Source organism: Bacillus fungorum, assembly GCF_002746455.1.
Classification (GTDB): Bacteria; Bacillota; Bacilli; order Bacillales; family Bacillaceae_G; genus Bacillus_A; species Bacillus_A fungorum.
On the sequence record NZ_NWUW01000011.1, the window covers coordinates 16,416 to 37,306 of the forward strand.

General features: G+C 37.5%; 20 protein-coding genes. 6 read left to right on the top strand and 14 right to left on the bottom strand.

Translation table 11 applies throughout. From position 1 onward, the window contains the following. The first annotated feature begins 396 nt into the window (after positions 1-396). Positions 397-1,797 carry a M28 family metallopeptidase gene (locus tag CO726_RS16575; protein ID WP_099684986.1) on the top strand — a complete coding sequence of 467 codons (1,401 nt, stop codon included), beginning with the start codon at positions 397-399 and terminating at the stop codon, positions 1,795-1,797. Between the two features lie 191 nt (positions 1,798-1,988). Here CO726_RS16575 and argS read toward each other — a convergent pair whose 3' ends face one another. Next, complete coding sequence (argS, locus tag CO726_RS16580; protein WP_098759069.1) at positions 1,989-3,659, bottom strand: arginine--tRNA ligase; 1,671 nt, start codon at positions 3,657-3,659, stop codon at positions 1,989-1,991. Further along, positions 3,659-4,096, bottom strand: coding sequence for a YwiB family protein (locus CO726_RS16585; protein ID WP_000414868.1), 438 nt, complete (start codon positions 4,094-4,096; stop codon positions 3,659-3,661). Before CO726_RS16585 ends, argS begins: the two co-directional genes overlap by 1 nt. Before the next feature lie 202 nt (positions 4,097-4,298). Here CO726_RS16585 and CO726_RS16590 point away from each other — a divergent pair, with 202 nt between their 5' ends. After that, complete coding sequence (locus CO726_RS16590; protein WP_099684987.1) at positions 4,299-5,285, top strand: S66 family peptidase; 987 nt, start codon at positions 4,299-4,301, stop codon at positions 5,283-5,285. Between the two features lie 25 nt (positions 5,286-5,310). Here CO726_RS16590 and CO726_RS16595 read toward each other — a convergent pair whose 3' ends face one another. Then, positions 5,311-5,673, bottom strand: coding sequence for a YxeA family protein (locus tag CO726_RS16595; protein ID WP_099684988.1), 363 nt, complete (start codon positions 5,671-5,673; stop codon positions 5,311-5,313). A 234-nt stretch (positions 5,674-5,907) separates the two neighbouring features. Between CO726_RS16595 and CO726_RS16600 the strand changes: the two genes are divergently transcribed. Further along, a complete protein-coding gene (locus tag CO726_RS16600) occupies positions 5,908-6,945 on the top strand; it encodes a PTS sugar transporter subunit IIC (protein ID WP_097817108.1) in 1,038 nt (345 codons plus the stop codon). Positions 6,946-7,129: 184 nt separating this feature from the next. Here CO726_RS16600 and speB read toward each other — a convergent pair whose 3' ends face one another. The 4 genes from speB to CO726_RS16625 form a co-directional block, all read right to left on the bottom strand. Beyond that, a complete protein-coding gene (speB, locus tag CO726_RS16610; RefSeq protein ID WP_001209831.1) occupies positions 7,130-8,002 on the bottom strand; it encodes an agmatinase in 873 nt (290 codons plus the stop codon). A gap of 218 nt (positions 8,003-8,220) precedes the next feature. Beyond that, on the bottom strand, positions 8,221-9,048 hold the full coding sequence (gene speE, locus CO726_RS16615) for a polyamine aminopropyltransferase (protein ID WP_000424698.1): 828 nt from the start codon (positions 9,046-9,048) through the stop codon (positions 8,221-8,223). A 164-nt stretch (positions 9,049-9,212) separates the two neighbouring features. Further along, a complete protein-coding gene (locus CO726_RS16620; RefSeq protein ID WP_099684989.1) occupies positions 9,213-10,376 on the bottom strand; it encodes an MFS transporter in 1,164 nt (387 codons plus the stop codon). A 5-nt stretch (positions 10,377-10,381) separates the two neighbouring features. Next, positions 10,382-10,789 (bottom strand): MerR family transcriptional regulator, encoded by a 408-nt coding sequence (locus CO726_RS16625; protein WP_000276566.1) that lies wholly within the window; start codon positions 10,787-10,789, stop codon positions 10,382-10,384. Positions 10,790-10,941: 152 nt separating this feature from the next. On the opposite strand from CO726_RS16625, the gene CO726_RS16630 reads away from it, so the two are divergent. Together CO726_RS16630 and CO726_RS16635 are read left to right on the top strand one after the other, a co-directional pair. Then, on the top strand, positions 10,942-11,667 hold the full coding sequence (locus tag CO726_RS16630; protein ID WP_099684990.1) for a glycerophosphodiester phosphodiesterase: 726 nt from the start codon (positions 10,942-10,944) through the stop codon (positions 11,665-11,667). Positions 11,668-11,766: 99 nt separating this feature from the next. Next, positions 11,767-13,818 carry a transglycosylase domain-containing protein gene (locus CO726_RS16635; RefSeq protein ID WP_099684991.1) on the top strand — a complete coding sequence of 684 codons (2,052 nt, stop codon included), beginning with the start codon at positions 11,767-11,769 and terminating at the stop codon, positions 13,816-13,818. A 33-nt stretch (positions 13,819-13,851) separates the two neighbouring features. Here the strand turns inward: CO726_RS16635 and CO726_RS16640 are convergent, their stop codons facing one another. Together CO726_RS16640 and CO726_RS16645 are read right to left on the bottom strand one after the other, a co-directional pair. Further along, on the bottom strand, positions 13,852-14,361 hold the full coding sequence (locus CO726_RS16640; RefSeq protein WP_099684992.1) for a YwhD family protein: 510 nt from the start codon (positions 14,359-14,361) through the stop codon (positions 13,852-13,854). A gap of 18 nt (positions 14,362-14,379) precedes the next feature. Further along, positions 14,380-15,051: a site-2 protease family protein gene (locus CO726_RS16645; protein ID WP_099684993.1), complete on the bottom strand. Its 672-nt coding sequence runs from the start codon at positions 15,049-15,051 to the stop codon at positions 14,380-14,382. A gap of 112 nt (positions 15,052-15,163) precedes the next feature. Between CO726_RS16645 and CO726_RS16650 the strand changes: the two genes are divergently transcribed. Further along, positions 15,164-15,349 (top strand): 2-hydroxymuconate tautomerase, encoded by a 186-nt coding sequence (locus tag CO726_RS16650; protein WP_001147171.1) that lies wholly within the window; start codon positions 15,164-15,166, stop codon positions 15,347-15,349. Between the two features lie 39 nt (positions 15,350-15,388). On the opposite strand, the gene CO726_RS16655 is transcribed toward CO726_RS16650, so the two are convergent. The 5 genes from CO726_RS16655 to CO726_RS16675 form a co-directional block, all read right to left on the bottom strand. Continuing rightward, positions 15,389-16,693 (bottom strand): HD domain-containing protein, encoded by a 1,305-nt coding sequence (locus tag CO726_RS16655; protein WP_099684994.1) that lies wholly within the window; start codon positions 16,691-16,693, stop codon positions 15,389-15,391. Positions 16,694-16,839: 146 nt separating this feature from the next. Then, positions 16,840-17,775 carry an ABC transporter substrate-binding protein gene (locus tag CO726_RS16660; protein ID WP_099684995.1) on the bottom strand — a complete coding sequence of 312 codons (936 nt, stop codon included), beginning with the start codon at positions 17,773-17,775 and terminating at the stop codon, positions 16,840-16,842. 192 nt (positions 17,776-17,967) lie between these two features. Next, the gene (locus CO726_RS16665) at positions 17,968-18,780 is read right to left on the bottom strand and encodes an ABC transporter ATP-binding protein (RefSeq protein WP_000212061.1); all 813 of its coding nucleotides are present in this window, start codon (positions 18,778-18,780) and stop codon (positions 17,968-17,970) included. A gap of 16 nt (positions 18,781-18,796) precedes the next feature. After that, positions 18,797-19,813: a FecCD family ABC transporter permease gene (locus tag CO726_RS16670; RefSeq protein WP_001260777.1), complete on the bottom strand. Its 1,017-nt coding sequence runs from the start codon at positions 19,811-19,813 to the stop codon at positions 18,797-18,799. Beyond that, a complete protein-coding gene (locus CO726_RS16675; RefSeq protein WP_098759059.1) occupies positions 19,810-20,865 on the bottom strand; it encodes a FecCD family ABC transporter permease in 1,056 nt (351 codons plus the stop codon). Before CO726_RS16675 ends, CO726_RS16670 begins: the two co-directional genes overlap by 4 nt. Positions 20,866-20,891: the final 26 nt, after the last annotated feature.

Genomic DNA, 20,891 nt, shown 5'->3' on the forward strand with positions numbered 1-20,891 from the left:
AGGCTGTCCAAAAGTACGGAAAACCTTTGAACAGCCTCGTATTTTCATATGGATGCCTTACATATATCACTGATGATAATTATGAAATGCGGAAACATATTTATCATCACATAATTCAAACATGAGAAAAGAAACCCTACAGTGGATTCTTTTCTCTACATAATCTAAAGTTTGGGTACACTAGATTCATGCAATGTAGGAGCTTTCCAAGCAGAAAGCGAACCTTCATTTAAAATGATAGCATACATATCTCCATCACAAATATGTAAATATGCATATGGTGTTTTTATTTATAAATATCAGAATATTGAAAAATAATAAATATAAAGGTAAAATAAAGTCGTTATCCGTCTTCTTTTGTCAGTCAGAGAGAATAGAAGAATAGGAGAGGAAAAAATGAAACAATCTTTAAAACAAAAAATAGTAAGCTCTTTGCTTGCTGTATCACTCGCTGTTAGCTTAGCTCCAATTGGACAAGCAAAAGCTGATTTCACGTCAGAAATCACACAGAATTCACCTATCACAAAACAAGTTGATGCAAGCCGCACCATCGAACACATCCGTTTCTTATCCGAAACAATTGGTCCTCGCCCTGGTGGAACAAAATCAGAAGAATGGGCTTCTCGCTACGTTGGTATGCAACTTAAATCAATGGGTTATGAAGTAGAATATCAGCCATTTCAAGTGCCGGATCAATACGTTGGCTTTATTGAATCCCCATTATCCACAAAGCGTAATTGGCAAGCTGGCGCTGCTCCTAACGCACTAATTTCTACAGAAGCTGTTACAGCTCCTCTTATCTTTGTTCAAGGTGGGACAAAATTAGAGGATATTCCAAATGAAGTAAATGGAAAGATTGTTCTATTTGAAAGGGGAACAACAGTAGCGGACTACAATAAACAAGTTGAAAACGCTGTTAGTAAAGGAGCAAAAGGTGTTCTTTTATACAGTTTAATTGGCAGTCGTGGAAACTACGGACAAACTTTCAATCCTCGCCTAACAAAAAAGCAGTCCGTCCCTGTCTTCGGCCTTGCTTATGCGCAAGGAAATGCATTTAAAGAAGAAATCGCTAAAAAAGGAACAACAATTCTTTCCCTAAAAGCGAGACATGAATCTAATTTAAAATCCTTAAACGTCATTGCTAAAAAGAAACCAAAAAACAGCACAGGTAATGAAAAAGCTGTCGTTGTAAGTTCGCACTATGATAGTGTCGTTGGAGCACCTGGAGCAAACGATAATGCTTCTGGTACAGGATTAGTATTAGAGTTAGCTCGTTCTTTTCAAAATGTAGAAACTGATAAAGAAATTCGGTTTATTGCTTTTGGTTCTGAAGAGACTGGCTTACTTGGCTCCGATTATTACGTTAATAGTCTATCCTCAAAAGAACGCGATCGAATTTTAGGTGTCTTTAACGCAGACATGGTTGCAACAAATTACGATAAAGCAAAGAATTTATATGCTATGACGCCTAACGGTTCTCCAAACCTTGTAACAGACGCAGCCTTGCAAGCAGGTAAACAATTAAATAATGACCTCGTACTGCAAGGAAAATTCGGTTCTAGTGATCACGTACCGTTTGCTGAAGTTGGTATTCCTGCCGCTCTATTTATTTGGATGGGTGTCGATAGTTGGAATCCATTAATCTATCATATCGAGAAGGTATATCACACACCTCAAGATAACGTATTTGAGAACATTTCACCTGAACGTATGAAAACGGCACTAGAGGTTATTGGGACAGGAGTTTATAATACACTTCAAAAACCTGTTGCTCAAACTGAACAGAAAGCTGCTTAATCATTTAAAAGACCACTGATTTTTATCAGTGGTCTTTTATCCCGCTTTAATGGGCAGTAAGACCCCCACCTCAAAATTCAGCGAAAGCAAAGAATCTAGGTGGGGGATCAACTGCCCATTAAAGTCCGATTGGTTCAACTAATAATCAGTGGGGGATGAAGAAAACCCCCACTGATTAAAGTTTCACTTTATTACATTTTTTCTGGTGCAGATACTCCTACGATTGCTAATGCGTTTTGAAGTGTAGTGCGTACTGCTTTCATTAACTCGTAGCGAGCTTTACTTAATTCTAAGTTATCTTGGTTTAATACTTTTTCTGCATTGTAAAAGCTGTGCAGTGCTGCAGCTAATTCAAATGCATAGTTTGTAATACGGTGTGGTAGACGTTTTTGTGCTGCATCCGCAACTACCGCTGGGAATTCACCAAGCTTTTTCAGTAACTCTACTTCCTTCTCAGAAGTAACAAGTTTGTAGTTCACATCTCCGCCTGTAGCTAATCCTAACTCTTCACCTTGACGAAGGATACTGCATACACGAGCATGAGCATATTGTGCATAGTATACTGGGTTTTCATTAGATTTTGATACAGCTAAGTCCATATCGAAGTCTAAATGAGAATCACCGCTACGCATTGCGAAGAAGTAACGCATTGCGTCCACGCCTACTTCTTCCATAAGCTCACGAAGGGTAACTGCTTTACCTGTACGCTTACTCATCTTCATTTTTTCACCATTTTGATACAGTTGTACCATTTGGATGATTTCTACTTCTAGTGTATCTTTATCGTAACCAAGTGCTTGAATAGCAGCTTTCATACGAGGAATGTAACCGTGGTGGTCAGCACCCCAAATATTGATTAATTTATCGAAACCACGCTCTAATTTATCGCGATGGTAAGCGATATCTGGTGTTAAGTATGTGTAAGAACCGTCATTTTTAATTAATACACGGTTTTTATCGTCACCGTAAGTCATAGAACGGAACCAAGTTGCACCGTCTTCTTCAAAGATCTCTTCACGCTCTTTTAATACAGCAAGAGCTTGATCAATTTTCCCGTTTTTGTATAGTGATGTTTCTGAGAACCATACATCAAATTTAACACGGAAGCTTTCTAAGTCTTTTTGAAGTTTTGCTAACTCATATTTTAAACCGTACTCACGGTAGAATTCATAGCTTTCTTTCTCATCAGCTTTCGCATAACGATCACCAAACTCTTCAGCTAAACGTTTACCGATTCCAATGATATCCGCACCATGGTAACCGTCTTCTGGCATTTCTTTATCTAAACCTAACGCTTGCATGTAACGTGCTTCAACTGAAAGAGCTAAATTATGAATTTGGTTACCAGCGTCATTAATGTAGTACTCACGAGATACATCGTATCCTGCTTTTGCTAATAAGTTACATAAAGTGTCACCTACTGCTGCACCACGTGCATGTCCTAAGTGAAGGTCACCTGTTGGATTCGCAGATACAAACTCAACTTGTACTTTTTCACCTTTACCAGTATTCGTTTCACCGTAAGCTTCACCAGCGTTAACGATTGTTGGGATTAAGTCCGTTAAATAGCTATTATCCATGTAGAAGTTAATGAAACCAGGACCTGCGATTTCAATTTTTTCAATAGAAGCTTTTGCTTTATCGAAGTTTGCAACTAATTCTTCTGCAATCATACGCGGTGCTTTTTTCGCAACGCGTGCAAGTTGCATTGCCATATTTGTAGAGAAGTCACCATTTGTTTTATCTTTTGGAGATTCTAATACAACGTTTGGAATCTGTTCTTCTGTCGCTAGTTCTGCCTTTAATACAGCAGCTTGAATTTCTTCTTTAATTAATCCTTTTACTTGTTCTAAAGAATTCATTATTTTGCCTCCTTCAAATTAAGTGTAATTGTATATCTGCCAGCTTCTTGTTCGCTTAGAAGCAATGCGTACGTTAAGAAGAGTTGTCCTTTTTTCTTTTCATCCGACCATTTAAAAAGAACGTTATCAGTCTTTGTTTGCAATGCAAACGTACCAAGTTCACTCGTATACGTACCAGTTGTCCATTCACCTTTCACATGCGTCTGACGCATAGAAACAGCACCTGAACGCATAATGAGAACTTGTTCATCTTGAATTTTAATAATTGTTTTCACTTCGCCTTGTTCGTTCGGCTCTTGGAATGTTACATATGTACCTTGACCTTTTACATAGTATTGACCATTTGCTTCGAAAGCAACGGTTTCCTTCCTCGCCCCTTCACGGATTTCTGTTACGAAATGAACGTGTACCGGCAAGCCTGCAAGTTGTTTCTCCACGTCTTGCACACCTTTCAAATGTTATAGATATTAAATACTATTTATAATAAATCACTTTTCCTATCATATCAAAAAAAACCTCTGTCTGTCTGCTGAAAAATCAGGAAAACTCCATTTCAAAAAATAATTCACTTTCACTTTATTTCATATGATAAAATATTTTTTAAATCTAAATATTCTTTTATTTAAAGAGGTGAGTTAGGTGCTACCAACAAAATTAAAAAAAGGTGATGAAATTAGAGTTATTTCACCATCTTGTAGTTTAAGTATTGTCTCAAATACGAACCAAACGCTTGCTATAAAAAGATTAACTGACATGGGCTTTCAAGTTACATTCTCAACATATGCTGATGAGATAGATCGATTCGCTTCTTCTTCTATTGCTTCACGCGTTCAAGACCTCCATGAAGCATTTAGAGACCCAAATGTAAAAGCCATTTTAGCAACACTTGGTGGGTACAACTCTAATGGTTTATTAAAACATCTCGATTACGATTTAATTCGAGAAAACCCGAAATTTTTCTGTGGCTATTCTGATATCACTGCGTTAAATAATGCAATTTACACAAAAACAGGACTTGTCACATATTCAGGACCCCATTTCTCTTCATTTGGAATGGAGAAAGGTCTCGAGTATACGACCGATTACTTTTTAAAATGCTTAACTTCTAATGAACCTATTGAAGTCCTGCCATCTGAAACATGGAGCGATGATTCTTGGTATATAGATCAAGGAAATCGAGAATTTAATAAAAATGAAGGATATGTTTCAATTCACGAAGGTGAAGCAACTGGAGAAATTATCGGTGGTAATATGAGCACTTTGAATTTACTACAAGGTACACCCTATATGCCAAACTTACAGGGCAAAATTTTATTTCTTGAAGAAGATAGTTTAACTGGAAAAGCTACTCTTAAAACTTTTGATCGTTATTTACATTCTCTTATGCAACAGCAAGATTTTGAGTACGTAAAGGGTATCGTTATCGGAAGGATGCAAAAAGGTGCGGAATGTACGATAGAAGACATTCAAGAAATGATTGCTTCAAAGTCTGAACTGGCACATATCCCTATCATTGCAAACGCAAGTTTCGGGCATACAACCCCAATTTTCACTTTCCCAATTGGTGGACGTGCAAAAATCGTTTCTAACAAAGAAAAGACATCTATCACTATTTTAACGCACTAAAAAAGGAGCGAGTAAATCACTCCTTTTATCGTTTTTCTATTTTTTTCAACGCTTTTTGCGGAATTGATTCTTTCGGGATTTCAGCCCATCCTTTTCCTTGCATACCTTTCGCATAAATTTTTATAAACGCCCCTGTATGCAATTCACGGTTCATCATTCTTTTCACAACTTGTAACTTTCCGTCTTCTGTATATCCTTTAAATGTATACAAGTATTCTCCGTCTTTTTTCTCACCTTTATCTATAACCGCATAATAATCTTGTATTTCTTTATTTGAAAAGAAGTTGTCTACAAAAGCATGTACACCTTCTGTTTTTGTGTTCAAATAATACGCTGTTCCACCTAAAATGATGGCGAATACAGCTAAAACTTTAATTACCAATTTCATACATGCGCCTCCTGTTTGCACTTCTTTTTCTCTAGTCCTATGTTTATACTTGTATTATACGAAAAATGACATACTATACTCTATCTAAACACCTTACACTTTCCTTACATTATTGTAAGGCATTTTCACTTTATAGCAATTTCAAAATAAAATTTTTTTCCGTTTCATGAACTTTTATATTATTATTGAATGATACAAATTTTTATTACAAAAATCAAAGGAGACAGTTTTCAAATGGCTATCTTGCAAGGTTTAGCACTATTACTTGTTGTACTTTGTCTATTTACACTTTTTAGTTACCGTGCTCCTTACGGCATGAAAGCAATGGGTGCTTTAGCTAATGCAGCAATCGCAAGTTTTCTTATTGAAGCATTTCACCGTTATATTGGTGGAGAAATGTTTCATAATGACTTTTTACAATCAGTAGGAGAAGCTTCTGGTAGTATGAGCGGTGTCGCAGCGGCGATTTTAGTCGCACTAGCAATCGGTGTTTCACCCGTATATGCTGTTTTAATCGGTATCGCTACTAGTGGATTCGGTATTTTACCAGGATTTTTTGCTGGATACGTTTGTGCTTTCGTAGTGAAATTTCTCGAAAAGAAATTACCAGCTGGTGTAGAGTTTTTAGCAATTCTATTTATTGCTGCACCAATTTCACGCGGAATGGCCATGCTTATGGATCCGCTCGTAAACGCAACACTCGGTAAAATCGGTTCTATGATTTCAGTTGCAACTACAGAAAGTCCTATCATTATGGGTATTATGCTTGGTGGATTAATCACAGTTATTTCTACCTCTCCACTGAGTTCTATGGCACTAACTGCAATGCTTGGATTAACAGGTTTACCAATGGCAATTGGTAGTCTTGCCGTAGCAGCCTCAGCCCCAATGAACTTTATTTTCTTTAAGCGACTAAAAATTTGCTCAAAGAAAGACACAATCGCTGTAGCAATCGAGCCTTTAACACAAGCCGATGTTGTTTCAGCAAATCCAATTCCAATTTATGCAACAAACTTCGTTGGCGGTGCACTTGCTGGTATTATTACATCTCTGTTCCAGCTCGTTAATAATGCACCAGGAACAGCATCACCAATCCCAGGACTTCTTGTCTTATTCGGATTTAATGACGTTGTAAAAGTAACAATTGCTGCCGTATTATGCGGAATCGTTACCACTATTGTTGGGTACATCGGATCAATCATTTTCCGTAAATATCCAATTCGTTCTGCTGATGAAATTCGCGGCATTACTTCGGAAGAGAAGGTTGCATAAGAAAAAGAGCCCTCAAATTATATAGAGGGCTCTTATTTTATCCAGCTACAGCGGCTTCCGCTTTTATTCTATCCAGTTACGCCTCCTAGACCCTTGCGTCTAAGAACCTTCCCTGCCAAAAGGTAAAAAGCACCTTTTGCAGGAAAGAACCTTAGTCACCAGGTCTAAACAGTCGGCTTCACTTTTATTTCACCCAACCGAGCAGCATTTCCCGCACGAATTTGCTTGCTGCGACTGGTGTTTGATCACTATGGTCGTAGACAGGAGCTACTTCTACTAAGTCTGCTCCAACTACGTTTATATTTGAATTTGCAATTGCTACGATGGAATCTAATAATTCTTTAGATGTGATACCTCCAGCTTCTAATGTTCCTGTTCCAGGAGCATGAGCTGGGTCTAATACGTCGATGTCGATTGTAACATAAACTGGGCGTCCTGCAAGTTTCGGTAATACTTCTTTTAACGGTTCTAGTACGTCAAATTTATATAAGTTCATACCTACTTCTTTCGCCCATTCGAATTCTTCCTTCATTCCAGAACGAATACCGAAAGAATATACGTTTTCCGGACCAATTAAATCGCACACTTTACGAATAGGTGTAGAGTGAGATAAAGGCTCCCCTTCATACGATTCACGTAAATCAGTATGAGCATCCATATGGATGATTGCTAAATCCGGATATTTTTTTGCCATTGCCTTAAAAATTGGCCAAGACACTAGGTGCTCACCGCCGAGACCTAGTGGAAACTTATCGGCATCTAAAAGTTTTGATACATACTCTTCAATCATGTCTAAACTGCGTTGTGCATTTCCGAATGGTAATGGGATATCACCCGCATCAAAATATTTTACCTCTTCTAGTTCACGATCTAAATATGGACTGTATTCTTCAAGACCGATTGATACTTCACGAATACGTGCAGGGCCAAAGCGAGATCCTGGACGGTAACTTACTGTCCAATCCATAGGCATCCCGTAAATAACTACCTTTGACTCTTCAAAACTTGGATGACTTTTAATAAATACTTTACCTGAATAAGCTTCATCAAAACGCATATTCTTTTCCTCCTTATGTGGAACTTAAGGTATCCCAACCTTTCATTATTTCTCAAATTTGGAGCGAATTGCTCCTCTTTCTCGATTTACCGGGTCTTCCTTTTAACAATAAGAAGACGATTTTCTTTACAGAAGTGTAAATAGCTAGCATGTTCAAGTCTTCTGGACAAACACCTTAAATGAGCTACTTACACTTTATTTGTTTCGATACGATTCTCTTACTTAATTAGATCGCCAACAAATTTCGGTAATGCGAATGCTGCATTGTGTAATTCTTTTGTGTAGTATTTCGTTTCGATTTCGTGGAAACGCTCTTCACTTACTTGTAATGGATCATGTTTTTTAGATCCAATTGTGAACGTCCAAAGACCACTTGGGTAAGTTGGAATGTTCGCTGTGTATAAACGAGTAATTGGGAAAATCTCTTTTACGTCTTTAAACACAGTTGTAATTAGTTCTGGTGTAAACCAAGGGTTGTCCGTTTGTGCAACGAAAATACCATCTTCTTTTAACGCTTTAGAGATTCCAGCGTAGAAACCTTTTGTAAATAGGTTTACTGCTGGTCCTACTGGCTCAGTAGAATCTACCATAATTACGTCATATTCATTTTCGCTCTCTGCGATGTGTAGGAAACCGTCTCCTACTTTTACTTCTACACGCTCATTATCTAATGCGCCTGCAATTGATGGTAAGTATTGTTTAGAGTACTCAATTACTTTTCCATCGATTTCAACAAGAGTTGCTTTCTTTACGCTTGGGTGTTTTAATACTTCACGAATAACACCGCCATCACCGCCGCCAACAACTAATACGTTTTCAGGGTTTGGATGTGTAAATAAAGGTACGTGCGCTACCATTTCATGATAAACGAACTCATCTTTTTCTGTTGTCATAACCATGCCATCTAAAATAAGCATGTTTCCGAACTCTTCCGTTTCAACCATATCAAGTTTTTGGAATTCTGTTTGCTCCGTATGTAATGTGCGGTTAATACGCGCCGTAATCCCAAAATGTTTTGTTTGTTTTTCAGTGAACCATAGTTCCATCGTACAATCACGCCTTTCAATGCAAATTTATAATAGGGACATCATTAATGTCCCCTAACAAAAATAAAACAAAACATCCAAAATGTATAGTTAAAAGTACAAAAATACCGAAAATATATTTTAGTCAGAGGGTTCTAACATATACATAAAAAGAAAACCCTTTCTTAAGAAAGGGTTTTTGCCTCTACTTCTACTGGTTTGCGGATTGGAATTATGATCATTACACAACCAACTAACACAACAATCCCACCAACTAAAAACGGGCTTTGTGGTGAAACTGTATGACCTATAACTCCTGATAAAATGGGAGCAATAGCGCCCCCTAACCAACGAACGAAGTTATAAACACCTGATGTTACAGATCTTTCATAAGGTGAAATATCCATTACATAACTTGTAAATAATGCATTATTTAATCCTGACGCTAATCCTGATAGAACAATTAACACAATTTGTAACCACATAACTTTCACGAAGAATAACGCAATTAAGAAAATCGCAAATACGAGTAAACTGCCTTTCAACAATGTTTTCGGCTCATATTTACCTTCTAGCTTATGCGCTAAAATTGCAGAACCGTAAGCTAACGCTAATCCCCATCCGCAAAATACAAATCCTAATTGAATGGCAGATAAATGCATAATAAGTGGTGAATATGCTAACACAACGAAAAATCCGTAGTAGTATAACATCCCTGAAATCGCGCCTTGCATAAACGGTTTATATTTCACTAAGTTAAGTAATTCTCCTACGCCAGCCGCTTTACGCTTCACTTTTCGCTCCGGTTCTTTCACAAAAAAGAACACTAAAATAAATGCTAAGAAAATTAAAATACTCGTCGCAAAAAATGGGTAACGCCAAGAATGTCCACCTAATATACCGCCTAATAACGGTCCGCCCGCCATTCCTAAACCGATGGCTGCTTCATATAATCCTACTGCTTCATGAACTTCTTTACTTAATGCAATCAATAATGTCATCGCCGTTGCGAAGAACATCGCATTTCCTAATCCCCATCCAGCGCGGAAAAGAGATAATTGAGCAATCGTTTGCGATATACCACATATAAACGCAAATACAGTTACGATCGCAAGGCCAATTGTCATCATTCGTTTATCACCAAATCTTGATGCAAATATTCCAGCTGGTAACATCATAATTGCCATCGTTAAAATATACGCTGTAAATAACATCTCGACTTGCCAATGCGTTGCCCCAATCTTTTCAGCAATAATCGGCAAAATTGGATCGACTACCCCTATACCTGAAAAGGCAAGAAAGGTAGCCACCACTGTAATCAATCTCCCTAGTTTTCGTTTGCTCTCCATTTTGATTACTCTCCTTTTGTATTCTCTAAAAATGTCACTGCACGATGTAAACTATCCTCAAGTTCCGCCTTCACGCGCTGCATTTGTTCCATTTTCTCATCTAGCGTTTGCACTTGTTTTTCAAGCATCTCTTTAATTTCTTGAATCACTTCACGGTCACGAGGGTTCTCACTATTTCTTCTTTGTTCCATTCTTTCTTTTAAGGATAAGAAATGTTGCATTTCTTGAAGCGTAATCCCTAACACTTCTTTTGCTTCCACAATCCTTTTAATTCTGGCGATGTCCTCGTCTGTATACAGGCGAATGTTCCCCTCACTACGTTCAGGGGGATGAATTAAACCAATTTCCTCATAATAACGAAGTGTACGTTTTGTTAAACCAACTTGCTTTGTGACTTCATCAATTTTGTACATGTTTATTCCTCCCTTCACTCAATTATTACATTTTACGTTAACGTTAACTTTTGTGCAACTGTTAGACTTTTGTAAATGTTTATCCTATTCAATTGTATTTTTCCAAAAGCAGTTTCATAATGAAAGAAAAGAAACGATAAGGAGATTTCTGTATGAATAAACCACTTATTTTCGCTCACCGCGGGGTAAAAGGAACACATCCCGAAAATACGATGATTGCCTTCCAGGAAGCTGAACGCATTGGCGCTCATGGAATTGAGCTTGATGTCCACCTATCAAAAGATGGTGAACTTGTCGTAATTCACGACGAAACAGTCGATCGTACAACAAATGGCATAGGACTTGTTTCTGAAAAAACGGTAGAGGAACTACAATCGTTGGACGCTGGTAGCCATAAAGACCCTTCTTTCCACGAAGCAAAAATCCCGACGTTACGAGAAGTATTTATTTGGCTATCTACAACAAGCTTACAACTCAATATTGAATTAAAAACAGACGTGATTCACTATCTAAATATCGAAGAAAAAGTTGTGGCTCTCGTTCGAGAATATCATCTATCTAATCAAATTGTATTCTCCTCATTTAACCACGAATCTGTTTCAGTATTAGCAGAGATTGCTCCTGAAATCCCAAGAGCAATTTTATATGATACACCACTTGCTGATCCGATTGCTGAAGCAAAAAATAGAGAAGCAACTGGTTTACATCCAAACTTTCAACTACTAACAAAGGAATTTGTGCAACTAGCGCAAAAACAAGGGTACGTTTTCCGCCCTTATACAATTAACGAATACAAAGATTTACAAACTATGATTGATTATGGCGTAGATGTCATTATTACCGATTGGCCAGCACGTGCCTTTGAGCTCCTTTCTTAATTGAAGGAGCTTTTTGTTTTCCAAATTTCATTGTTTAAAATAACCGAAAACCCTCAATACTAATACAATAATGTTTGTATGAATGAGGGGCTGAAAAAGATGGATCAAACTATGAATCCGAAACTTAAAAAATATAAACGTCTTTTCTTCACCGTAATGTTTTCTTCTATTCTTTTTTTCGTTTTTTCCTTTTTTGTTATTATTATAGTTGCAAAAATTATGGGACCTCCTCCTGTTGCAGTCCCGCAAACAAGTGTCTTTTACGCTAATGATGACACTGTTATAGGACAAAGTAATGAAGTGCAAAAACGATACAATGTATCTCTCAATGAAATTTCTCCTTATGTAAAAGAGGCTACACTTTCTATCGAGGATCAACGATTCTACAAACATCATGGCTTTGATATGAAGCGTATTGCTGGTGCCATTGTTGCCGATTTAAAAGCGATGGCAAAAGTCCAAGGTGCTAGTACGATCACACAACAGTATGCCCGTAACCTATACTTAGATCATGATAAAACGTGGAAACGTAAACTATTAGAAGCAATGTACACAATCCGTCTTGAAGTGAATTATAATAAAAATCATATTTTAGAAGGATATTTAAATACAATTTATTACGGGCATGGTGCTTACGGAATCGAAGCTGCGTCCCGTCTATATTTCGATAAAACAGCAAAAGAATTAACATTAGCGGAAGCTAGTATGCTCGCAGGTATCCCGAAAGGACCTAGTGTCTACTCTCCCTTTTTAAAAGAGGATCGTGCTAAAGGACGACAATCTCTCATATTAGATGAAATGGTAGGGCAAGGTTATATTACGAAGAAACAAGCCGCTTCAGCGAAGAAAGAACCACTAACTTTCGCTTCATTAGATACGAAAAAAGTGGCAGAGGTCGCACCCTATTTCCAAGATGCTGTACAAGCTTCTCTTCTTCGTGATATCGGATTAGATGAACAAGCCTTACAAAAAGGTGGCCTGCGTATTTATACAACGCTAGACCCTAAATTACAATCAGTTGCAGAGCAAGCTGTAAAAGATCACATACCTGACACAACAAACATACAAACTGCACTCGTCTCTATGAATCCAAAAACAGGTGAAGTAGCTGCCCTTGTTGGTGGAACTGATTATAATACAAGTCAATTTAACAGGGCTACACAGGCCGCTCGCCAGCCTGGATCTACGTTTAAACCTTTTCTATATTATGCGGCATTAGAACGAGGATTCACCCCCGCTACGCGCTTAAAAAGCGAATACACTGTATTCACTTTAGGTGACGGTGTTTCAAAGTATAAACCGAAAAACTATAAAGACTATTATGCAGACAATTTTGTAACAATGGCGCAAGCTCTTGCGGTCTCTGATAACGTCTATGCCGTGAAAACCAATTTATTTTTAGGCGAAGACATTCTTACAAAAACAGCGAAGCAATTCGGAATTAAGAGTGCATTAAAAGACGTCCCATCTCTTGCTCTCGGTACGTCTCCTGTAAAACCAATTGAAATGGTTAACGCTTATAGCATGTTCGCAAACGGTGGAAAAGAAGTAAAACCGATTTTCATTCGCCGCATTATGGATCATGAAGGAAATATGTTATACGACGCTCATTTGGAGAGTAAACAAGTTCTAGATAAGAGCAAAGCGTTTGTAATGGAAGAAATGATGACGGGCATGTTTAATAAAAAACTAAGCAGTTATGCTGCTGTAACTGGGCAATCGATGTTATCTAAACTATCAAGAACATATGCTGGAAAATCTGGTTCTACTGAAACAGATAGTTGGATGATTGGGTTTACCCCGCAAATTGTAACTGGTGTGTGGGTTGGATATGATCAACCTAAATCAATCTCAAACGTAGCAGAACAAGGATATGCGAAAAGAATATGGACGGATACGATGGAGAAAGGCTTAAATGGACAACCTAAAAAAGAGTTTAAGCAGCCAAGTGACGTCGTTGCAGTCGATATTAACCCTGAAAACGGAAAAATCGCTACAAAAAACTGTCCAATTTCAGTGAAAATGTACTTCGCAAAAGGTACAGAACCAACTGAATATTGTATGGATCATGTCGATGATAAAGAGGAATTTGAAAAGACAACTGAAGAAAAGAAAAAAACAAGTTGGTGGAAAAGATATCTTCCTTGGTAAAAAAATAGCTGACGGACATCCGTCAGCTATTTTTTATTCACTCAATAACGCACGGCGCAATTCTTCACTAGATTCGTTCCAAATCGCTTCATTATGTTCTTTCAAGAACGTACCAAGTACTTTTTTAGATGATTCATCCATATGATCCACCATAATGTGACGCTTCAATGATTTATCCATTTTGTTTACATGCTCTGGAAGTGATTTATATCCGCGACGAATTTCACGGTCAACTGTCATTTCACAAGCTGTTACACCTGCATAATAAGCACCTGTCGCTGTTCTTTCAATCGTTACCCATACAAGCCAAAATGGTTTTCCGTTTGGAACTTCATCTTTATTTGTTAAAAACTTAATACCTTTTTCGACTGTACTACGCGCATGCATCGCACCGATATCAACGAAAGCATTTTTTTCTAATACATCCACAAATACAGGTGAAATATTCTCTAGGCTTAATGTCCCAACGCCAAAACCACCATGTCCATCTGTTGAATCATTTTTCACGATATTAAAACCAATTTTTTTCTTTTTCTCTGTCATATGTAAGCTCCTCCTCGTTTAAAGGCCGAAAATAGGCGCAATGATATTCTGTAAAAATATTAATACATACGGAATAACAACATTAAAAATAGGCTGGATTGTGTAATTGCTAAGCGGTGTAATAACAAGAATTAATAACGCTATCGCTCCATACTTTTCATACTGTGTCATTTTCGCACGAATATTTGTTGGTGCTAGATCCTCCACTACGCGATATCCATCAAGTGGTGGTATCGGTAATAAGTTAAAGATAAGTAAAACGATATTCAACATAATAAAAATCTGGAAAAATTGAGCTAATGTATCTGCTACTGCAGATGGAATTGAGTATAATACACCAAATTTTAATAAGCTATACCAAATAATTAAACCGATTGCGCTTAAAATTAAGTTACTAATCGGTCCTGCAATTGAAACTAATATACCTGCAAGACGTGGTCTTTTAAAGTTATACGGGTTAACAGGAACTGGTCTTGCCCAACCAAAACCAAGAATTAACACTGCAATCATTCCGATAGGATCTAAGTGTGCCATCGGTGATAAAGTTAAACGGCCTTGTCTCTTTGCTGTATCGTCTCCAAATTTATATGCAACATATGCATGCGCAAATTCATGCACTGATAATGCAATAATAATCGCCATTGCTACCAAAGGAATTTGATGCAACGGGTATCTAAATAACTGGTCCATACTTCATCTCCTCTTCAATATGTCAAAAAAAGAAAATATTTGTTTTTTCGATTGTTCTTCCCCATAATCCGCTATAATAAGATTGTAACTTACATAAAAGGAGCGATTATATATGCCATACGTAACAGTGAAAATGCTAGAAGGACGCACAGAGGAACAAAAGAAAGCTCTTGCTGAGAAAGTAACAGCAGCAGTAAGCGAAACAACTGGTGCTCCTGAAGAAAACATCGTTGTTTTCATCGAAGAAATGTCTAAAAACCATTATGCAGTTGGCGGAAAACGCTTAAGCGACAAATAATTTCAAGTTCTTTCATAAGAAGCAGCTCTTAGCTGCTTCTTATTTTTTCCCTTCTAGTAACTCGATGATTCTCTCTTTATATTTTCCTTTTCTTCCATCTTCATAGATTAAATCATGCGGATAGAATAGTTTTTGATCCCTTCTCTTCTTACCAGTAATTGCCTCAACAATATCCGATTCACGTGAAAGCTCTCTGAGCTCTCCATTTGGCATAAGAAGTAAGATTGGCAGACGTTCTTCTTCTTCACCAGCACGGTAAAAGTCGTACGGTAAGTCTGATGTTGAATCAACTACTAAATAGTATTCTGGATCAAGTCCAATCTTTTTAAATAAGCTACTTAATTCCATCCAATTATCTAAACCGTGCTTATCTGTAAACTCTACATATTTAAATAGGTTTCGATTCATAAAACGGCGGCATAGATCGCTTAAAATTGGATCTTCTTCGTCTTGCCATACTTGGAAGTAATAATACATAACGTTCTCGTCTAACTTTAAATAATCCTCTACTGTTACTTCTTCTTCAAATAAAGAATAGAAATGAACAGGATGATTTTTAAATGTATAATACTTCTCATGCAATGATTTTGCACGGTGTAAAATCTTCGTTAAAATAACTTCGGCACTTCGAGTTACTGGATGGAAATATACTTGCCAATACATTTGATAACGACTCATAATATAATGCTCAACAGCATGCATACCACTATTTTTAATAACTACTTGATTCCCGTACGGACGCATAACACGCAGTATACGTTCCATATCAAAGTTTCCATACTTTACGCCAGTAAAGTACGCATCCCTTAATAAATAGTCCATACGATCTGCATCAATTTGACTGGAAATCATACTAATTGCTAATTTATTAGTAGATGTTTTTGCGATTACATCGGCTACCTTTTGCGGAAAGTCTTTATCCACACGACTTAATACGCGATTAATTTCCGTATCTCCAACGATAATCTTTTGCGTAAATTTCTCATGATCTAATGAAAATACTTTTTCAAACGAGTGAGAAAACGGGCCGTGACCGACATCATGAAGTAATGCCGCACATAAACATAACAATCTATCTTCAGCATTCCAGTTCGGTCTGCCAGCAAACACATCATCAATCATACGACGAATAATTTCATATACACCTAACGAATGAGTAAAGCGACTATGCTCTGCACCGTGAAATGTAAAAAATGTCGTTCCAAGCTGCTTAATACGGCGCAAGCGTTGAAATTCTTTCGTTCCGATTAAATCCCAAATAACGCGATCGCGCACGTGCACATATTTATGTACCGGGTCTTTAAACACTTTTGTTTCGCTGAGTTTGTCGTTTAAATATACCACCTTCCGACATCCCCCTTTCTTTACTGCATTCTTACTATATATTATAAACGAAATAGGAAACAGAAAGAAATGAAAGACTATATTAATTGCCCTTATATAAAGAAAAAATCACTTTTACCGGAGTAAAAGTGATTTCTTTTTATACATTATTTCCCTAAAACGAACTCAGCAACTTCATCTAAGATCATTTCTTTACCTAGTGGGAAGTAACCTTTGTTTACGTCTTCGTTTTTAATTGTAAATACGTGGTTGTTTTTAACAGCGTTCATGTTTTTCCAAATTGATTCTTCTTGGAATTCTTTTAGACGCTGAGAACCGTCACCAGTCGTAAATACGAATAAGTAATCTGGGTTGTAATCGATTAAAGCTTCTTTTTGTACTTGTACTAGCGGTTTATCAGTTGGTGTACCTTTAACTGCTGGTAATTTTAAATCATTAAAGATTACGCTACCGTAACCGTAGTCACCATATACGCGGAAGGCATTTGGATATGCAGCCATTTTCATGAATTTAGCATCGCCAGTTTTCGCAACGATTTTGTCATGTAATTTGCTTGCTTTTTCATCATACTGTTTGAACCATTCTTTTGTTTCTTTCTCTTTACCGAAGATTTGACCTACTTCTTCGAATTTCGGACGCCATTGGTCTAATGGAGTTTTTAACATAACTGTTGGTGCAATTTTAGATAATTGATCATAAATCTTTTCTTGACGGTTGTTTACAAGAATTAAGTCTGGTTTTGCAGCAGCTACTGCTTCGATATTAATTTTATCGCCCCAAGCAGAACCAACTGGTTTTACGTCTTTTAATTTATTTGCAATATGTGCATCAATTTTTTCTTGAGATGTATTAGCAGTAATAATTGGTTTCATACCAAAGATTAATAATTCTTCTGTTGAACCACTAAGGTCAGCAATTTTCTTTGGATTTGCAGGGATTTTAATTTCCCCTTTTGCATGTTGTACAGTGCGCTCTTCAGTCTTCGCATCTGCTTTCTTCTCTTCTTTGTTAGAACAAGCTGCAAATAGTACAGAAGTAACGACTAGTACCATTGCTAATAACGCCATTTTAAAATTCTTCATGTTCCCACTCCTTCTAGGTGTATTTCTCTTATAAGTTACAATGAACTATAAGAAACAATAATAACAATTAATTAATATATATTTATTAATTGTTATTAATAGCCCATTCTAACGGGCGTTCAACTTCCCATTCATATATAAGAAGCTCAACGTCCATTAGAAGTCCCCCTCCTCTCTAAGAGGAGGTTCTATTTATGCTTTTTTTCGTAATTGATTATTAATCATCATTAAATCATATGTTAAACAAATTGGTTTACAGTTTACTGGACATGGAACGATTTGAGCTTCAATCTCAAATACGTTACGAAGTGTTTCACTTGTCATCACTTCATCTGGCGTTCCTTGTTTCATTAACTTACCTGCTTTTAATGCAATCATATGATCTGAGAAACGAGAAGCATGGTTTAAGTCATGGATAACCATTACAATTGTTCGACCTTCTTCTTCATTTAACTTTTTCAATAAATTTAATACTTCTAATTGATGAGCCATATCTAAGTACGTTGTTGGTTCATCTAATACGAGTAATTCTGTTCCTTGTGCAAGAGCCATCGCAATCCATACACGTTGACGTTGACCACCTGATAAAGCTTCTGCTGGACGGTTTGCAAACTCAGTCATTCCAGTCACTTCAAGTGCCCAATGAATGTAGCGATAATCCTCTTCTTTTAACGTTCCAAATCCTTTTTGATGAGGAAAGCGTCCGTATGAAACAAGTTCAAACACAGTAAGGCCTGTTGGCACTTCTGCAGTCTGTGGTAAAATTGCCATTTTCTTTGCGATTTCTTTCGTTGGCTGTTTCTCAATTGCTTTTCCGTCAAGATAAACAGTACCTTTTTTCGCCTTCAAAATACGAGAAGCCGTTTTTAATAATGTGGACTTCCCACAACCATTTGGTCCAATAATTGTTGTAATTTTCCCTTCCGGAATTTCAACTGTTAATCCATCAATAATTAACCCTTCATTATAGCCAACAGATACCGCATCAACTGCTAAAGTTGCCATACAAAAAAGCCTCCCTTTATTTTGTCCTCATAAGTAAGTATATGAAATACGGTGCACCAATTACAGAAATAACAAGACCGACCGGTATTTCTGAAGTTGTTAATACACTTCTTGAAATTACATCTGCAAATAAAAGTAAAAACGTCCCTATTAGTGCAGCAGTAGGCAGCATAATTTGATGTTTACCACCAACAAGGCGCCTCGCTAAATGCGGGGCCATTAAACCGATAAAACCAATTCCTCCGGCAACAGCGACAGATGCACCAGCTAAACAAACTGCAATAAATAATAATTTACGTCTTTCTTTTTCTACATTTACACCAAGACCAACAGCTGTGGAGTCGCCTAGGTTCATTACATTTAATATGTGTGCCTTACTAATAGCAAGTGGCAAGAAAATAACCATCCATGGAAGTACACTTAGCACGAACTTCCAATCTGTGCCCCACAGACTTCCTGCTAACCAAATCGTAGCAAAACGGAAATCGTTAGATGTCATCTTCATAGAAAAAATTAAACTAACAGCACCAAACCCGGCTGCAACGGCGATACCAACAAGTATTAATCTCGTTGATGAAACGCCGTCTTTCCATGCTAGTAAATAAATAATAACCGCTGCTAATATCGCACCAACTAACGCGAAGAAAGGAAGGATAAATACAGATAAAAATGTACCAGTTCCAACTTTACCGAAGAAAAAGTAGACGAAGATAACAACTGTTAACCCCGCTCCAGCGTTAATACCGATAATACCTGGATCAGCAAGTGGATTTCGTGATAAACCTTGCAAAATTGCACCTGACATCGCTAATGCAGAGCCAACTAGTATTGCAATAACCATACGCGGCATGCGGAATTCAAATAAAATAACAGACTGATCTTCAGCCCCAAGCCCAACCAATGATTTTAATACGTCCATTGGTGGTATTTTAAATGTCCCTGTATTTAAACTCACTAAAAATACAGTAACGATTAATCCTACTAAAATTGTTAAAACAGAAACGTTCTTTTTTGTTAAGACACTTGTCCTCACATTTTCCCTCTCCCTTCGTTACGTGCTAAGTAGAGGAAGAATGGAACCCCAATTAGCGCTGTAATTGCTCCAATTGGCGTTTCAAACGGCGGGTTAATAACACGAGACAACATGTCAGCACATTCAATTAAAAGCCCGCCTAAGACTGCAGAACACGGAATAACCCATCTATAGTCCGAACCTACAAGGAAACGAGTCATATGCGGGATTACAAGACCAACAAATCCAACCGATCCTGCCATAGAAACTGCAGAACCTGTTAACACAAGAACAAGTACTGTTCCGATAAATTTAATTAATGTCGTATTTTGACCAAGTCCAATCGCAATTTCTTCACCGAAGCTCAAAATTGTAATATACCTCGACATCATAATTGCAATAAAGAGACAAACCAGACCAATTGGTACTAACATATTAATACTTTCCCATTTCACTCCAGCAACTCCGCCTGCATTCCACATACTCACCTCTTGGGCAAGGTTGAAATACAGTGCGATTCCAGATGAAATGGCCCCTAATAAAGCACTAATTGCTGCACCTGCTAAAGCTAATTTCACAGGTGTTAATCCACCTGGTGAAGAGGACCCAATCCCATATACAATGCTCGCACCAAACGCAGCCCCAATAAAAGAAGCGATAACAAACATTAAATAAGGTGAATTAGGGAAGAATGCATACATAATTGCAATTCCAAATACAGCCCCATCTGTAATCCCCATTAACGATGGTGAAGCAAGTGGATTTCGCGTCATACCTTGCATAATTGCCCCCGATACCGCTAAAAAGGCACCTGCAACTACGCCCCCTATTGCTCTAGGCATGCGAAGTTCTTGAATTACGTTATGATGCGTAATAGAACCATCAAACTGAAATACAGCTTGCCATACATTCTTTAAACTAATATCTGCCGCACCAAATGAAATAGAAACTGCCATGCTTAAAGCTAACAAAACTGTACCTGCTACTAAAATAATAGAAGCGATGAGCGGCCTGCTCTTAATCTCTTTAACATTCACTTCTTGCTGTTCTATACTCCTTGCGCTCGCTTCCATCCCTCAACCATCCTAACCAACAACAT

Coding starts and splice junctions, on each gene's coding strand:
- CO726_RS16660 (WP_099684995.1), bottom strand. CDS start 17,775: ATGAAGAATTTTAAAATGGCGTTATTAGCAATGGTACTAGTCGTTACT.
- CO726_RS16665 (WP_000212061.1), bottom strand. CDS start 18,780: ATGGCAACTTTAGCAGTTGATGCGGTATCTGTTGGCTATAATGAAGGG.
- CO726_RS16640 (WP_099684992.1), bottom strand. CDS start 14,361: ATGACAGAGAAAAAGAAAAAAATTGGTTTTAATATCGTGAAAAATGAT.
- CO726_RS16645 (WP_099684993.1), bottom strand. CDS start 15,051: ATGGACCAGTTATTTAGATACCCGTTGCATCAAATTCCTTTGGTAGCA.
- CO726_RS16675 (WP_098759059.1), bottom strand. CDS start 20,865: ATGGAAGCGAGCGCAAGGAGTATAGAACAGCAAGAAGTGAATGTTAAA.
- CO726_RS16595 (WP_099684988.1), bottom strand. CDS start 5,673: ATGAAATTGGTAATTAAAGTTTTAGCTGTATTCGCCATCATTTTAGGT.
- argS (WP_098759069.1), bottom strand. CDS start 3,659: ATGAATTCTTTAGAACAAGTAAAAGGATTAATTAAAGAAGAAATTCAA.
- CO726_RS16575 (WP_099684986.1), top strand. CDS start 397: ATGAAACAATCTTTAAAACAAAAAATAGTAAGCTCTTTGCTTGCTGTA.
- CO726_RS16600 (WP_097817108.1), top strand. CDS start 5,908: ATGGCTATCTTGCAAGGTTTAGCACTATTACTTGTTGTACTTTGTCTA.
- CO726_RS16635 (WP_099684991.1), top strand. CDS start 11,767: ATGGATCAAACTATGAATCCGAAACTTAAAAAATATAAACGTCTTTTC.
- CO726_RS16620 (WP_099684989.1), bottom strand. CDS start 10,376: ATGGAGAGCAAACGAAAACTAGGGAGATTGATTACAGTGGTGGCTACC.
- CO726_RS16650 (WP_001147171.1), top strand. CDS start 15,164: ATGCCATACGTAACAGTGAAAATGCTAGAAGGACGCACAGAGGAACAA.
- CO726_RS16625 (WP_000276566.1), bottom strand. CDS start 10,789: ATGTACAAAATTGATGAAGTCACAAAGCAAGTTGGTTTAACAAAACGT.
- speE (WP_000424698.1), bottom strand. CDS start 9,048: ATGGAACTATGGTTCACTGAAAAACAAACAAAACATTTTGGGATTACG.
- CO726_RS16630 (WP_099684990.1), top strand. CDS start 10,942: ATGAATAAACCACTTATTTTCGCTCACCGCGGGGTAAAAGGAACACAT.
- speB (WP_001209831.1), bottom strand. CDS start 8,002: ATGCGTTTTGATGAAGCTTATTCAGGTAAAGTATTTATTAAAAGTCAT.